The sequence below is a fragment of the Luteitalea sp. genome (assembly GCF_022842525.1).
Taxonomy (GTDB): Bacteria; Acidobacteriota; Vicinamibacteria; order Vicinamibacterales; family Vicinamibacteraceae; genus Luteitalea.
This window is the reverse complement of the sequence record NZ_JALHPM010000039.1, coordinates 1-14,915: the sequence shown is the minus strand read 5'-3', so window position 1 is coordinate 14,915 and position 14,915 is coordinate 1. Positions and strand designations below refer to the sequence as shown.

Genomic DNA, 14,915 nt, shown 5'->3' with positions numbered 1-14,915 from the left:
CGGCGAGGGCCCGGACGAGCAACGATCAAGGTTGACGCGCCATCCTACGTCGGGCACATGATGCCGTCCATGCCTTCCTTGCGCGCCCCGATGTGGCAGGCCCTCGTGGCCCTGTTCCTGGTCACACTGCCCGCGGCGGCGCAGCCCGCGCCGCGGGTGCCAGTGATCATCGACACCGACGCCAACAACGAGCTCGACGACCAGCACGCGCTCGCCTACGCGCTGCTCAACGGGCAGGCCTTCGACGTGCAGGGCGTGACCGTCAACGCGACGAAGGGCGGCGGCGATATCCGTCAGCACTACGAGGAGGCGAGGCGCGTGATGGCCCTGTGCGGCGTGCAGGGCATCCCGCTGCTGGCAGGCGCCAACGGCAGCTTCGAGGCCATTCGTCCGACGGTGCGCCGGTCGGACTACGACGGCAAGGCCGCCGTCGAGTTCATCGTCTCGCGCGCCAAGGCGCAACCCGCGGGTACGCCCCTGGTGCTGCTGCCGATCGGCAAGCTGACCAACATCGCGCTGGCCCTGGTGAGGGATCCCTCGATCGCGAAGAAGGTGCGCATCGTCTGGCTGGGATCCAACTATCCGGCCCCTGGCGAGTACAACCAGGACAACGACCCGGAGTCGCTGCGGTACGTCCTCGCGCAGGACGTCCCGTTCGAGATGGTCCTGGTGCGGTACGGCACGCCGTCGGGCACCGATGCCATCCGCGTGACGCCCGAGCAGGTGAAGACGAGCATCGCGGGCAAGGGTCCGCGCGCCGCGACGCCCGTGATGGGCCGCCACGGCGAGGCCTTCAGCACCTTTGGCGACTACTCCGCCAACCTCTTCGCGCACATCGAGTTCGACCGCACGCCGCCGTCACGCGCGCTGTACGACGTGGGGGCCGTGGCCATTCTCAAGAACCCCGCGTGGGCGTCCTCGCGCCGACAGGGCGCGCCGGCTCTGATCGGCACGCGCTGGGAGGACCGGTCGGACAACCCTCGGACGATCGTCATCTGGGAGAACTTCGACCGCGACGCCATCGTCGCCGACTTCGTCCGGACCCTGGAGCACCCCGTCGTCGCGCGGCCGTGATGTCGTGGAGTCGGGCGCTCCTCAGCGCATCCGGGCCAGATCGGCCTCGGCGGCGATGAAGCCGAACGCATTCCAGCCGGGCCCGGCGGTGACCTGCGCGAACACCCGGCGCGCCCGATCGCGATCGCCCGTCACGAGAAAGTAGTTGCCGACGCCATAGCCCTGCGTGGCGACGGTGGTCGGATCGGTGTTGGCCGCCCCCAGCAGGGCCTCAGGCGCCTCGACGCCCTTGTACATCAACAGACGACGGTGATACGCGCCGTTCTCGAGGATGTCCATCGTGGGCACGATGGGCTCGAGCACCTTCGCGGCCTCGTCCTTCCGTCCGAGCCGCATCAGCGCCATCCACAACCAGTCGCTCGTGGCGACCAGCGCATCGTCGTTCTTCGACACGAGCAGACACGCGCGATAGGCCTCGACGGCTTTCGCGAAGTCGCCCTGCAGGTAGTACGTCAGGCCCAGGTGGTACCAGACGTTGAAGTGCAGGGTGCTGCGCGGGATGCCTGACGGGTTGGGCGCGCCGTCCGGCTCGACCGCGTCGGGGGTGCCCTCGATGAGCGCCACGGCCTTCTCGAGGTCGGCGCGAGCCAGGTCGAACTTCCTGGTGGTGATGTAGCGATGACCACGATGGCGATACATGCGCGCGTCGTTCGGATAGCGCGCGATGCCCTTCGTGAACCAGTCGATGGCCTCGCGGTAGTGCCAGAGGTGCGCATGACGGCGACCGATGGTGATCATCGCCTCCGGCTGTGCCGTGGAGTACACGGATTGGGCCAGCGCCAGGTCTGCCTCGAGCGTCGCCCGATTGGGGATCGGGTCCGGCGGATACAGCGGGACGCCGGCCAGTGACACCGCCTCGGCCTGCCGCGGTGACGACGGCGACTGCGCGACCGCGAGCACCCCTGCGAGAACCACGCAGCTGGACAGAAGGACGGCTCTCAGCATGACGCCCATCGTAGATCGCGGCGCCACCGCCCGGAGGTCGACGTGCGCGGGGAAGGTGACTTCTCCCTTCTCCCTTCTCCCTTCTCCCTTCTCCCTTCAGCATTCGGCATTCGGCATTCGGCATTCGGCATTCGGAATATCATCTGCCACATGCTCACGACCCTGCTGGTGCTCGCCCTCGCTGTCGCCGCTCCCGCGGGTGCCCCACAGCCCTCCGGGGCCGCCGCCCGCCCTGCGGTGCCGACGTCGCAGCGCATCGTGCTGGTCACCGGATCCACGGACGGGCTCGGCCGTGAAGTGGCCCGCCGACTCGCCGCCGATGGTGCACACGTCATCATCCACGGCCGGAACGCGGAGCGCGGCAAGGCGGTGGTGGACGAGATCGGCAAGGGTGGCAAGGGTTCCGCGCGTTTCTACCAGGCCGACTTCGCGTCGCTGGCCGAGGTCAGGCGCCTCGCCGACGAGATCACGCGCGACTACCCGCGACTCGACCTGCTCGTGAACAACGCCGGCGTGTTCATCCGCGAGGGAGAGCGTCAGGTCAGCAAGGACGGCCACGAACTCACCTTCGCAGTGAACTACCTGTCCGGCTACCTCCTCACCTACAAGCTGCTGCCGCTCATCGAGAAGGGACGGTCGCCGCGGATCGTCAACGTGTCCTCGCTCAGCGCCGCGCCCATCGACTTCGCCGACGTGATGATCGAGCGAAACTACTCGGGCAACCGCGCCTACGGCCAGAGCAAGCTGTCGCAGGTGCTGTTCACCATCGACCTCGCGGCCGAACTGAAGCCGAAGGGCATCGTGGTGCAGTCGCTGCACCCGGCCACGTACATGGACACGACGATGGTGCGCTCGGGCGGCATGACACCGCGCAGCACCGTGGCCGAGGGCGCCGATGCCGTGATGAACGCCATCGCCACCGACGCGCCGAGCGGCACGTACTTCGTGGGCCAGAAGATCGGTACGCCCCACGCCCAGGCGGCTGACGCCGATGCGCGACGTCAGTTGCGCGAGGTCAGCAAGAAGCTGACCGGTGTCCCGTAGGCCGAGACCTAGCTGCAGCCGCCCGTCCGGGTCGGGCCGGTCTTCACCTTCACCTTCGGCGTGAACAGCGCCGCTGGGAGCGCCGGGTGCTCCCCCCGGCCGCTCGCGTGGGCCTCGTCGCCGCACGTGATGTCCTGCTCCACGCACCCGCAGTCGGGATGCGCGGCATAGCTGCGGGCCCCGATGGCCGACGTGAAGCGCCACGTGGCGCGTTCGACCACGGGATCGGCACCGGGCAGCGATTCGGCGAGACAGGACTCGGGCGGAAACAGCGCCCACCACGCGTTGTAGCCACCTTCGGCGATGTAGGCGTTGGGCACGCGCTCGGCCTGCAGGCGCTTCCATGCCGCCGTGGCCTCCTGTTCGGCCTGCCCCATCACGATCAGCACGGTGTTGGGCGGCAGCCCCACCAGTTGTCGGTAGAACGCCGGATCGTCGAACGTCTCGAGCGGGGTGTGCCACGCGCCCTTGAGATGGAACAGGTTGAAGCTGTGCTCGGGCCTTACGTCCAGCACGTGGACGTAGAGGCCGGGATTCTGCTTCAGCTGCACGATCTCGAGGGGGTGCGCGTACACCGCCCGCTCGGTGAGTTGCACCTGCGCCTGTGGCGCCACCACCTGCCAGCGATCGGCGGCGTCCGGCTGGCCGCGCCACGCGGTGAACAGCGCGAGCCCGACGACCGTGGCCGCCGCGGCGTTCTTCCATCGGTTGCGGGGCACGAGCGAGACATCCGACCAGGCCTGGCCGCGGCCGACCATGGCCTCGGCGATCTCGCCGCCATAGAACATCGCCAGCGCCAGCGCCACCACGCCGACCAGCGCCCACCCGTTGTCGATCGCGAGCCAGTCACCGATCGTGAAGCGTCCCTGGTTGCCGCTCTCGTAGAAGGCCTCGAAGGCCGGCACGGTCTCACCGAACGCGAACAGCCCGGCGGCCACGCCCATCAGGAAGACCACGCCATCGATCTTCAGCGTCGACGCCGCGACCAGGCTCGTGCCCGGGCAGAAGCCGCCGACGATGAAGCCGACGCCCATGATCAGACCGCCCACCACCTGCGATGACAGATAGGTGTGGTTGACGAAGACGCTCGGGAAGTCGAGCCAGCCGAGACTGCTGGTCAGGAAGATGAGCGTGGCCGCCGTGATGATGCCGCCGAACATGACCTTCAACACGGTCATGTCGCGCAGGTAGAACTGCGCCGACAGGCGCCGCGAGTCGCCGAAGCCGGCCGATTCGAGCACCGCCCCGAAGGCGAGGCCGATGCCGAAGCTGAGCATCCACTGGGCGACGAGCGACCAGGACGTGATGTCGATGGGCACCATGGCGATCCTCAGATCCACTGCTTGCGGAAGAACCACGCCAGCGCGTAGCCCGCCCCGAAGATGCTGAACATGAAGGCGAAGCTGCCGACGCTGAGCACGGCGCCGCCGGAGAGGGCCTGGCCGGACGTGCAGCCGCGCGCGAGACGCGCACCGAAGCCCATGATGCCGCCGCCGGTGAAGGCCAGCAGCAACCGCGTGCCTGCCGTGGCCCGCGGGCCCTTGCGCAGTTCGACGCGGACCCGGCGATGCAGCAGGCCACTCGCGAAACCGCCGAGTAGCGTGCCGAGCAACATGCCGACGCTCGGATCGGCGAGCGGCTGCCGTGAGCCACCGGCCGTCGCCGCGAAGTGCTTGACCGAGTCCACGTGCGAGGGCGCCACCAGCTTGACGATGCTCAGTTGCGCGCGATTGATGGCGCCACTGGCGCCGAGCCCGGTGCCGGTCAGGGCATACGCGCAGAACAGGACCACCCCGAGAAGGGCGCCGGCCAGATACGGATCGATGTAACGCTCGGTGCGAACGGGGGCATCAACGGCCTCCATGACTGTCCTCCTGGACGGGCTCGCCCGCCGGCGCCACGGCAATCTGGTCCCAACCATCGACCATCGCCTGCAGGTTGCTCGTGAGCGTGTGCCCGGTGGTCGTGAGGTAGATGTGGCCCAGCGTGAAACTCATGAAGAGCCACGATCCGAGGTTGTGCAGCGGCGTGACCACGCCGAGACCGCCGATGGCCGCGCTGTACGCGGGCCAGCGCTCGGCGCCCCAGATGAGGATCCCGCTGATGATCTGGAACGGCAGCAGGATGTTGAGCAGCGCGAGGTAGGTCAGCTGCTGCATCGGGTTCATCTTGCGGCCGACGGTCTTGGGCACGGGATGCGCGGCACCGGTGAAGATGCCCTGCAGGTAGTAGCGCGCCTGTGCCAGCAACGCGCCGCGCAGGTTCTCGTCTGGCGGGATGAACTGGCGGATGCCGCCCGTGCTGAGGTGGTAGAAGAGAGAGAGGGCGGCGTTGCCGAGCAGCAGCACCGCCATCGCGTTGTGCAGGCTGACGGCGAGGCCGAAGCCGAGCACGCTGAACGTCCCGGTGAAGTGGATCTCGAGGCCCGTCAGCACCAGACCCAGCGTGCTCGCCGCCATCGTCCAGTGCCAGAACCGCTCGTAGGCGCTGTACAGGTACACCCGAGTCGACGCCCCGTGCTCCAGATGGCCGCGGAGCGATTGCGTCCGCCAGCGCCAGAACGCATGCGCGAGGACGCCGAGCGCCGTCAGCAGGAACACGGCCGACCCGAGGCGCGTCGACCACAGCTGTCGCCCGAGCCCTGGCAGGTACAGGTGCGTGCCGGCGCCGGGCGCCACCAGCGCGGCGTCGGCGGGATCGGCGAGGCTGCCGAGCGCGATCGGCGTGTCGAGCCGGCCTCCCGCGCTGTGACAGTCGAGGCAGCCCCGCAGCACCGCCTTGCCTTCCTGCACCCCGTGCACGATGGGGACGATGCGGGTGCGGACCTTCAGCGCGGGCGCCTGCACGCCGAGCGCGAGCAGGCGGGTGCGGATCGCCTCCACATCGCCGGCTGACGCCCCGCCAGCGCTGGCCTGACGCACGAGGGCGTAGTCGACCTCACGACCATCCGCCCCATGCCAGGCGCGCTCGGTCACGACGTTGACGGGACGAATGCGCGAGGAGCCGTCCGCGCCGGAGACGCTGGCGAGCAGCGGCTGGAAGGCGCGGACCAGCCGCGTGTTCAACGGGTCGTCGTCGGCGCCTTCGAGGTTGCGCCACTCGCGGCGCGGGCGACCGAACGCATCCGGCAGCGCGCGATCTTCCTGTCGCAGCACCGGCGCGTGCAGCGTGGGCACATGGCAGGCCCGGCAGTCCAGCTGTTCGAAGTGCCGTTGCGGATAGGGAAGGAAGGCGTGACCTTTCGAAGGGTCGTGGCACTCCACGCATGCGGCACTGGCGAGGCCGTGGTCGGGCCGCCGGAGGTAGGCCGCCGTCGAGAGCTGGCGAGGATCCCGCGTCAGGTGCGCGGGCGCCTGTCGCGACTGGCGCTGGCGCCCGGGCTTGTTTGGCGAGTAGTGACAGTCGACGCAGGAGACGAGCCTGGCGGCGTGCAGGTCCCAGGGCTGGTCGAGGTCGTCCTTGGTGACGAGGTTGAGCCGCGACGACAACCGCGAGCCGGCGCTGTAGATCGTGCCGCTGTCCCGGCTGAGGTGCTCCGGATGCCGTCCCGTGGCCGGGTTCGGGTCCAGATAACGATCGGGCAGCATCAGCGGATGCGGCCCGCCGCCGCTGCCATGACAGGCCAGGCACTGCGCGTTGGAAGGCGTCTGCAGCGTGATCTGCGCCGTCGGCAGGCGGCCCTGCGCGTCGAAGGCCGACCGCAGCGTCGGTAGTGGCGCCGGCGCGTGGCAGGCCAGACAGTCCACCTCGACGCCCTTGCGCGCATGCAGGTCGTGGCTGCGGATGAAGGTGGTGTCGTGGCAGCTGGCACAGCTTCTGGCGCTGTTCACGGGCTGGCCGGTGTCACGCACCAGGCCGCCGTCCGCGTCGTAGGCCACGAACGGTGGATGAAAGCGATCGGACTCGGCGGCCAGCAGGGGTGCCCCGAGCAGGGCGGCGACGAGGACGGCACGCAGCGACCTCATCGCGCCCTGCCGCCCGTGCGCATCGGGTCGCCGGCGTAGCCGAGGGCCCTGAAGTCCATGCGGCCGGTCGTGCCGTGGCAGTCGACGCAGCGCAGCGCCTGGCCCTTCGGCGCCACCATGTGCGACAGCGGCCACACCATCACGGTGTCGGTGAAGCCCATGCGACCGCTGAACGGCAGGCCGGTGTGCTTCGCACTGCGCTCCGCAGCCGTGTTCCAGTCGAAGTCCTTCCAGTAGCCGCGTTCGTCCTCGGTGCCGGCCGTGACGGGCACGATGAGGCGGCGGTAGCCCTCGTCGTACGGCTGCCGCGCGCGGTGCACCTTCATCGGCCAGATGCGCGCCCGCGGATCGTCGACCGAGCCGCGCGGCTTGTTGAGATGCGTCGGGCCGGAGGCGGCAATCGGGTCGCCGAGCAGGTAGCGATCGACCTCGCCCTTGAACCAGGCGTACTCGGGCAGCACGTCCTGCTCATAGGTGAACTCGCCCTTGATCTTCAGGTAGCTGTGCGGGTCGTCGGGCCGGGACGCATCGCCGGCCTTGCTCCAGTCCCACGTCTGCTTGGTCGGGACCTTGCGCGCGTAGGACGGGATGTGACAGGTCTGGCAGGCGAGGGCCGAGCGGTGGCTCTCGATGCGCGTGTCGGCGTGGCGGAAGGTGCGGTGGCAGTCGACGCAGCCGATGCCGCCCGTGCTCTGGACGCTGACGGCGAAGCTGCGGCCGGGAATGCGGTGCGCCGTGGCCTTGTGGCAGTCGATGCAGAGGAACTGCTCGCGCCCCATGTGCACGTCGATGTCCTCGGCGGGGTTCTCGAGGCTGTTGTCGAGGTCACCGTGCTTGACGCCGAGACCGCCCCCGCCGTAGCTGTGACAGCTGCTGCAGTTCTGCCGCTTCGGATAGCCCACGCTCCGGGCCGACGCCAGCAGGTCCACGCCTGCGGCCGGCAGCCCCGCCGGGCCCTTGGTGTACTGCCCGCTCCAGTCGTGGCAGACGAGGCAATCGACGTTGTGCTTCTGGGAGAAGTCGAAGCTGGCGTCCTTCCAGCCGTAGCCGCTGTGGCACTTGGTGCAACTGGGCCAGTTGCCCTGGATGCCGATGCAGAAGTTGTTGACCAGGTTCTTCTTGCCGACCGGCACCGGGGCGTGACCCTCGCGGCGCACCTCGTCGCCGAGCCACGTCCAGTGGGCCGAGGCCATGAGGTCGGTCGCGGCGGTCTTGTGGCACGTCAGGCAGGCGCGCGTGACCGACGGCCCATCAACGAACGGCTCCGTGAAGTACGCGGCGTGATCGAGGTGGACGCGGGTGGTCCGCTCGAACGTCTGACGGGTCGTCTCGACCTCACTGCGGCGAGACACGACCACGATCAGCACCAGCACCAGCAGGCCCACCGCCACCAGCGGAGCGGCGGCACGGCTCAATGCACTCATAGGGCGTCCCCGAAGGAGGTCGTCGGGGTCTGCACGAATCCGAGTCGCTCCGGCGCGCACGCGCCGCAGGTCGCGACGCTGGAGGATGAGATACGGGCCGATGGCCAAAGGTGACAGCACGACGACGATCGCCGCTTGACAGCCATCGCCATCACTGTTATTTTTCTCGCTGTACTGTTACAAAATTAACGGAGAGGGAGCGATGCACCAGGCCTTGAGCCGGCGCGAGCGGCAGATCATGGACGTCCTGTACCGACTCGGGCGGGCCACCGCCGCCGACGTCCAGGCCGCGCTGCCGGGATCGCCGAGCGATTCCACGGTCCGGACGCAGCTGCGGGTGCTCGAGGCCAAGGGGCACGTGGTGCACGACACCCAGGGCACCCGCTTCGTCTATGCGCCGACGGTGCCGCGACACTCGGCCCGGCGTTCCGCCCTGCGACATCTGGTGGACACGTTCTTCGACGGGTCGCGCGCCAAGGTGGTCGCTGCTCTGCTCGGCACGGACGCCGGCACGCTGACACCAGAGGAACTCCAGGCCATCGAGACGGTCATTCGTCGTGCGAAGGGAGAGGCGCCGTGACGCTGCTGCTCGACATCGCCGTGCGCGGTTCCCTCGTGCTCGCGGTCGGTCTGCTGATGTGTGTGGCGCTGCGTCGGCGCGCGCCGGCCCTCCGCCATGCGGTGCTGGTCGTCGCGCTGACGATGGCGCCGCTGATCGCGCCGCTTGGCCTGCTGCTGCCCGCCGTCGCCGTGCCCCTTCCCGGCCTCTCCCGCATCGCCGCTCTGATGCCGTCGCAGGTGGCCCCGCCGGCGCCTGCTCGCCTCGCCGCGAGGCCGAGGACGAAGTCGGCGGCGCTACAGGCCGGCGTCGAGGCCGCACGACGGCCGACAACGCCGGACGCCAACGTCCGCTGGACGACCGTCGCTGCCACGCTGTGGGCTCTGGGCGCCGCGCTCCTTTTCGGCAGCCTGCTGGCCTCGACGGTCCGGTTGGCGGTGGCGACCCGGCGGGCCCGCCCGGTGGACCGTCCCTCCTGGACCACGGCGCTGGCGTCGTCGACACGCGCGGCCGGCGTGGCCCGGACCGTGCGACTGAAGGAGAGCCCGCGTGCCGACATGCTCGCGACGTGGGGCTGGCGTCGGCCTTGCCTGCTGATTCCGGCCGGGGCCCTCGACTGGCCCGACGAGCGGATCCGCATCGTCCTCGGCCATGAACTGGCGCACATCAGTCGTGGAGACTGGGTGTGGCAGATGCACGCCACAGTCGTACGCGCCGTGCTCTGGTGGAATCCACTCGCCTGGATGGCCTGCCATCAGCTGTCGGTCGAGAGTGAACGGGCGTGCGACGACTCAGTGCTGGCGCTGGGTGTGGCGCCCCACGCGTATGCGGAGCAGCTGCTGGCCGTCGCCCGCGCCCTCCGCGCGGCGCCCCCGTCATCCCCCGCCATCGCCGTGTCGATGGCCAGACCGTCCACGCTTCACAGGAGGATTGCCGCCATGCTGAACCCCGATCTGCCGCGCTCGACCCCGAGCCGCCTCACCACCGCCGTGCTCGTCGGCGCAGTGCTCGCCCTGCTCGTTCCGGTCGCCGTCATCCGCGGTGCCATCGCCCAGGCGCCACTGGAGGGCGTCGTCTACGACTCGAGCGGCGCCGTCGTCCCGGAGGTGCGGTTGACCCTTGACGGGAACGGGCGGAAGGCGGAGGCCACGACCGACGCCGAAGGGCGCTTCGCGTTCCCGGCGGTCGAACCGGGCGCCTACGTGCTCGAGAGCGCCGTGCGCGGGTTCAGGGTGCTCCGCCAGCCCATCGATCTCAAGGCGCCCACCGACTGGTCGCGCGTGATCACGCTCCAGCTGGGGACGCTGAAGGAGACCATTAGCGTCAGGGGACGCCGGGGCAGCGGCGCGGCGACCGCGCCGGCCGGCCCGGTGCGGGTCCGCGTCGGCGGCAATATCCGCCCGCCGAAGAAGCTCAAGGACGTCAAGCCGGTCTACCCCTCATCGTCACAGGAGGCCGGGCACGAAGGGGTGGTCGAGATCGAGGCCGTCATCGGCAAGGACGGCAGCGTCAGCGCAGCGCGGGTGACCTCCGCAGAGATCTATCCGGAGCTCGCGGCCGCGGCGATGGACGCGGTTCGGCAGTGGACGTTCTCCGCAACGCTGCTCAACGGCACTCCCGTCGAGGTGGTGATGAACGTGTCGATCTCGTTCGGGCTGGAGTAGGGGCGGAGGGCCGGCTGGGTAGGGCGCGGTCTCCGACCGCGCCGCTGACGGCCGGCTGGGACAGCCGGCCCTACCCGGCGAGGACTTCAGGCGCCGACGAGGTTGTACATCGTGTCGCGCTCGAGCGGCGTGCGGCCGGCGCGTTCGACGAGGAACCTGAGCTGCGCCGTCGTCAGGATGTCGGGCGTGTCCGAGCCCGCCATGTGGTAGATGCGCTCTTCCTGGACGGTGCCGTCGAGGTCGTCGGCGCCGTACCACAGCGCGGCCTGCGCCACCGAGACACCGGTGGCAATCCAGAAGGCCTTGATGTGCTCGACATTGTCGAGCATCAGCCGTGACACGGCGATGGTCCGCAGCGTGTCGGCCGCGGTCGGCGGCGGCAGCTTGCGCATCTGGTTGTTGTCGGGGTGGAACGTCAGCGGGATGAACGCCTGGAAGCCGCCCGTGGCATCCTGCGCCTCGCGCACGCGCACCATGTGATCGACCCGCTCGTCGAGCCGCTCGATATGGCCGAACAGCATGGTGACGTTGGTCTTCATGCCGAGCCGGTGCGCCGTCGCGTGGATCGACAGGTAGCGATCGGCATCGGCCTTGTCGTGGGCAATCTTCCGGCGCACGCGGTCGGCGAAGATCTCGGCGCCGCCGCCCGGAATCGACTCCAACCCCACCGCCATCAGTTCGCGCAGCACCTGCTCGTCGGTCATCCCGTAGAGGTCGGCGAAGAACGCGATCTCCACGGCGGTGAACGCCTTGAGGGTGATGTCGGGCCGGATCCGCTTGAAGCCCGCCAGCAGGTCCGTGTAGTACGAGAACGGCAGGTGGGGGTGCAGGCCGTTGACGATGTGGACCTCGGTGAGGGCCTGGCCGTCGCGGGTGCGGACCTTGTCCCAGGCCTGCTCGAGCGACATCGTGTAGGCGCCCGGTTGCCCTTCCTGCAGGCGCGCGAACGAGCAGAACAGGCACGACGCCTGGCAGACGTTGGTGACTTCCAGCCGCAGGTTGTAGTTGTAGAAGGCCCGGTCGCCGTGCCGCCGTTCGCGTTCGCGATTGGCCAGCCAGCCGACGAGGTGGAGGTCGGGATGCTCGAACAGCCGGAGCCCGTCTTCGGCAGACAGGCGCTGCCGGGCGTCGAGCGTGTCTGCGATGTCGAGCAACCCGGCTGCGCGCAGGCGGGTGCGCATGGTGGTCAGCCGATCAGGCGATGCCCCACACCTGAACGCGCAAGGTGCGCGAACGGGGGCCATCGAGCTCGCCCATCAGGATGCGCTGCCACTGGCCGAGCACCACGTCCCCGCCGCTGATCTGCAGCGTGAGGCTGTGCCCCAGCAGGAGGGCCCGCAGGTGGCTGTCGGCGTTCATCCGATCGCAGTCGCTGTGATCCGGGTCGTTGTGCACCCAGGCGTCATCGCGGGCGACCATCTTCTCGAGAAAACGCGTGATGTCGGACAGGAGCGCGGTCTGGAACTCGTTGATGAACACCGTGCACGTGGTATGCAGCGACCACAGGCTGACGATGCCTTCCCGGACGTTGAGGCCCCGGACGAGCTCCATGATGCGTTCGGTCAGATCCACCACATCGACACGCTCGTCGGTTTCGATGACGAAGGTCTCGCCGTGAATCTTCAAGGCACCGGCGGAAACGGTCGTCACCTCCGCGACTGGCGTCTCGCGGACGGTCACCGTGGAACTCTTGCTCATGCGCTCCTCGTTGACGGCTGTAGGGTCCGGAGGCCACAGTGCCACCGGACGCACGAAACGGGAATGTTATGCCAATTGGCCAAGCCGCCGCAACTGATGGGCTCTGCGACGGCTCCTCGAAAGGTCCCGCTGCCTCACATATGACGCCCGGCCGCGTCATCGGGTCCGGCCAGGGACCGCGTCCCGGCTCGTCCCCACCTGGACTCCGGCGATGCCGGACCAGGCCCGGTAGACCCGCGACGAGGTCCAGCGTCCCTCGGCGGCAACGGCGAAGGGCCCCGTGATCGGCACGACGAGTCCGCCGCCAGCCAGCACGTAGGGGACGCCGTTGGTGTCCACCCCGGATCCCAGCCGTCCGCGCAGGGCGAACCGCCCATCGCGCACGGCCGCGCCCTGCCCGCACCACTGCTGGACGGCCGCTTCCAGGTCCAGTCGGCCGAACGCCGACGGCGAGAAGTATGCGCCCGTCGGCTCACTGAAGCCGAACAGGAATGCCGACGCCCGCAGTTCGACCTGCCGGGGCCCGCGGTTGGTGGTACGGCCCACTGACGCATCCATCTGCCGGCGGCCGAGCCCGTCGGACAGCGCGCTGTAGTCGGCGCCCACACTGGCATCCCAGGCGCCCGTCCCCAGCGTCCTGACGCGCACCCCGGTCGTCCAGGCCTGCTGGCCAGCGGCCACGGTGGCGGCGTTCTCCCAGAAGGGCTGCCGGGCCACACTCGCCTCCACCGCCACATGCCGCGCCACGGGACCGGCGACGCGCAAGCCACCGAGCATTGCGTCGTTGCCCCCGAGCCGGGTCGTCCCCACACGGGCCTCGGCCGTGATGCCGCGGGCGAGCCAGGTGCGAATCCCGGCCTGCCCCTGCAGATAGGCCGGATCGTCCACGCCGGTGTCGAGTCGCCCCTGGCCGAGGCGACCGAAGACGCGCACCGTGCCGGCGTGCGTCACCGACGCGTCTGCCGTCGCGGCCGTCTCGCGCCGCTCGAGCAGGCGCTGGCCCTCGAAGCCTTCCGCATGGTCGATCTCGACCCCGCCGACGCCGTGCGGCGCGCGGCGCCACTCGAACGCCGCCAGCGTGCGGCGCACGGTATCGGGCAGGCTGGGCCAGCGGGCCAGTTCGTCGTAGGCCCGGGTCGCCCCGGCCACGTCGCCGGACTGCTCCAGGGCCAGCGCCAGATCCACCAGCGCATCGAGCGTGGCCGGCTCGTGGCTCCGCCACGCCGCCGCGGCCCCAACGGCCGCCGGCCAGTCACGCCTGAGGATCGCCAGCCGCGTCCGCGCCTCCGCATCGACGCCGGGGACGGGCGTCAGCGCCTGGGCACGCGCATACGCCTGCTCCGCGCCGATCCGGTCGTCGCGCCAGGTGAGCAGCCGGGCGTACTGTCGCCACGCGGCCGCATCGGCCGGCTCCCGTGCGAGGTAGGCCGCGAACAGGGGCACGGCCGCGGCATGGGCGCCGCTCCAGGCCGTCACGTCGGCGCGCAGGCGCAGTACGGACGTATCGGAGGGCGGTACAAGCGTCTCGAGGCGGCCAATCGCTTCCTGCGCCAGGGGCCACCGACCAGCCGCCACGCCGAGCGCCGCCTGGACGCGCCAGGCCCTGATGGCGTGGCTCTCGGGGACCTCGGCGACCTCGGCGAACCAGGACACCACGAGGTCGACGCCGGCACCGCTCACCTGCGGCGCCTGCGCCACGGCCTCGGCGAGCAGCAGCGACACGTCGGGCCCAGCCCCCAGTGCCTCGCGCGCCTGCCTGAGCTCGTCGACCAGCGTCGCCGACCGGGCCGTGGCGGCACTGGCCACCACCACGCGCCACGCCTCGCGCGACGATGGCACCTGACGCAGCACGGCGGAGGCCTCGGCGCGCGCCGCGGTCGTGTCGCCCGTGAGACGCAGCGCCTCGGCGTACCGCAGGTGCAGATCGCGATGGTCCGGGTGACGGGCATGCGCCTCGGCGAGCATCGCGAGGCGGGCCTCGGACGTCTCGATGAGGTCGGCAAGGGCCAGCGCCGCATCGGCGCGTCCGCGCGTCACGGCCAGGGTCTCGAGGCGTGCGCGAGCGGTCGCCCCGTGTCCCAGGGCGATCTGCGCGCGGGCCCACAGGACCTGCAGAGCCGCCGGTTCGGAGGCCCCACTCGAGACGATCCGGACCACGTCCGCGGCGCGCTCGAGACCGAGCAGCGCTTCGGCGGCCAGGATCCGGATGTCGGTGGCGGCGACGCCGGCGCCGGGCGCCTCGAGCGACCAGGGCAGCCGCCCGAGGGCCGCCGCGTACTCCCGCCGTGCCACGTCGTCTGTCGCCAGCAGGACGGTGGCTGCACGCACATGGCGGTCCTGCGCCACCAGATGGGCCAGCGCCGACCGGGCGCCGTCGTCCAGTCCACCCTCGCGGCCCAGGTGCAGGCGAGCCGTCGCCAGCGCGCGTGCGCCGTCGTCCAAGTCGGCACCGAGGGCCTCGAGCGCGGCGTCTGCGTCGGCCCAGCGTCGACTCGCGATGGCGGCATCGAACCGGAGGCGAGCCCAGGCGTGCGGCGCCGCG

At 70.2% G+C, this 14,915-nt stretch carries 12 protein-coding genes; 4 read left to right on the top strand and 8 right to left on the bottom strand.

Annotation, left to right across the window (positions count from 1 at the left end; translation table 11 throughout):
• Nucleotides 1–69 precede the first annotated feature (69 nt).
• The gene (locus Q0C41_RS10430; RefSeq protein WP_291983502.1) at nt 70–1,074 is read left to right on the top strand and encodes a nucleoside hydrolase; all 1,005 of its coding nucleotides are present in this window, start codon (nt 70–72) and stop codon (nt 1,072–1,074) included.
• Between the two features lie 21 nt (nt 1,075–1,095).
• On the opposite strand, the gene Q0C41_RS10425 is transcribed toward Q0C41_RS10430, so the two are convergent.
• The gene (locus Q0C41_RS10425) at nt 1,096–2,019 is read right to left on the bottom strand and encodes a tetratricopeptide repeat protein (RefSeq protein ID WP_291983500.1); all 924 of its coding nucleotides are present in this window, start codon (nt 2,017–2,019) and stop codon (nt 1,096–1,098) included.
• Nucleotides 2,020–2,256: 237 nt separating this feature from the next.
• Between Q0C41_RS10425 and Q0C41_RS10420 the strand changes: the two genes are divergently transcribed.
• Nucleotides 2,257–3,063: an SDR family NAD(P)-dependent oxidoreductase gene (locus tag Q0C41_RS10420; RefSeq protein ID WP_367079195.1), complete on the top strand. Its 807-nt coding sequence runs from the start codon at nt 2,257–2,259 to the stop codon at nt 3,061–3,063.
• A gap of 8 nt (nt 3,064–3,071) precedes the next feature.
• Here the strand turns inward: Q0C41_RS10420 and Q0C41_RS10415 are convergent, their stop codons facing one another.
• From Q0C41_RS10415 to Q0C41_RS10400, 4 genes are read right to left on the bottom strand one after another with little or no spacing between them, the layout of a single operon-like run.
• Entirely contained in the window at nt 3,072–4,385 is a 1,314-nt protein-coding gene (locus tag Q0C41_RS10415) for a YeeE/YedE thiosulfate transporter family protein (RefSeq protein WP_291983496.1), read from the bottom strand.
• Between the two features lie 8 nt (nt 4,386–4,393).
• Nucleotides 4,394–4,927 (bottom strand): YeeE/YedE thiosulfate transporter family protein, encoded by a 534-nt coding sequence (locus Q0C41_RS10410; RefSeq protein WP_291983494.1) that lies wholly within the window; start codon nt 4,925–4,927, stop codon nt 4,394–4,396.
• A complete protein-coding gene (locus Q0C41_RS10405) occupies nt 4,914–7,028 on the bottom strand; it encodes a cytochrome b/b6 domain-containing protein (protein WP_291983492.1) in 2,115 nt (704 codons plus the stop codon). The genes Q0C41_RS10410 and Q0C41_RS10405 overlap by 14 nt, the downstream gene beginning before the upstream one ends.
• Nucleotides 7,025–8,452, bottom strand: coding sequence for a tetrathionate reductase family octaheme c-type cytochrome (locus tag Q0C41_RS10400; RefSeq protein WP_291983490.1), 1,428 nt, complete (start codon nt 8,450–8,452; stop codon nt 7,025–7,027). Before Q0C41_RS10400 ends, Q0C41_RS10405 begins: the two co-directional genes overlap by 4 nt.
• A gap of 202 nt (nt 8,453–8,654) precedes the next feature.
• Between Q0C41_RS10400 and Q0C41_RS10395 the strand changes: the two genes are divergently transcribed.
• Nucleotides 8,655–9,032 carry a BlaI/MecI/CopY family transcriptional regulator gene (locus tag Q0C41_RS10395; RefSeq protein ID WP_291983489.1) on the top strand — a complete coding sequence of 126 codons (378 nt, stop codon included), beginning with the start codon at nt 8,655–8,657 and terminating at the stop codon, nt 9,030–9,032.
• Complete coding sequence (locus Q0C41_RS10390; protein ID WP_291983487.1) at nt 9,029–10,675, top strand: M56 family metallopeptidase; 1,647 nt, start codon at nt 9,029–9,031, stop codon at nt 10,673–10,675. The genes Q0C41_RS10395 and Q0C41_RS10390 overlap by 4 nt, the downstream gene beginning before the upstream one ends.
• Before the next feature lie 86 nt (nt 10,676–10,761).
• On the opposite strand, the gene mqnE is transcribed toward Q0C41_RS10390, so the two are convergent.
• The 3 genes from mqnE to Q0C41_RS10375 form a co-directional block, all read right to left on the bottom strand.
• Nucleotides 10,762–11,856, bottom strand: coding sequence for an aminofutalosine synthase MqnE (gene mqnE, locus Q0C41_RS10385; RefSeq protein ID WP_291983485.1), 1,095 nt, complete (start codon nt 11,854–11,856; stop codon nt 10,762–10,764).
• A 13-nt stretch (nt 11,857–11,869) separates the two neighbouring features.
• On the bottom strand, nt 11,870–12,373 hold the full coding sequence (locus tag Q0C41_RS10380) for a secondary thiamine-phosphate synthase enzyme YjbQ (RefSeq protein WP_291983483.1): 504 nt from the start codon (nt 12,371–12,373) through the stop codon (nt 11,870–11,872).
• Nucleotides 12,374–12,529: 156 nt separating this feature from the next.
• Nucleotides 12,530–14,915 (bottom strand): tetratricopeptide repeat protein (locus Q0C41_RS10375; RefSeq protein ID WP_291983482.1); only part of this gene is annotated, 2,386 nt, incomplete at its 5' end.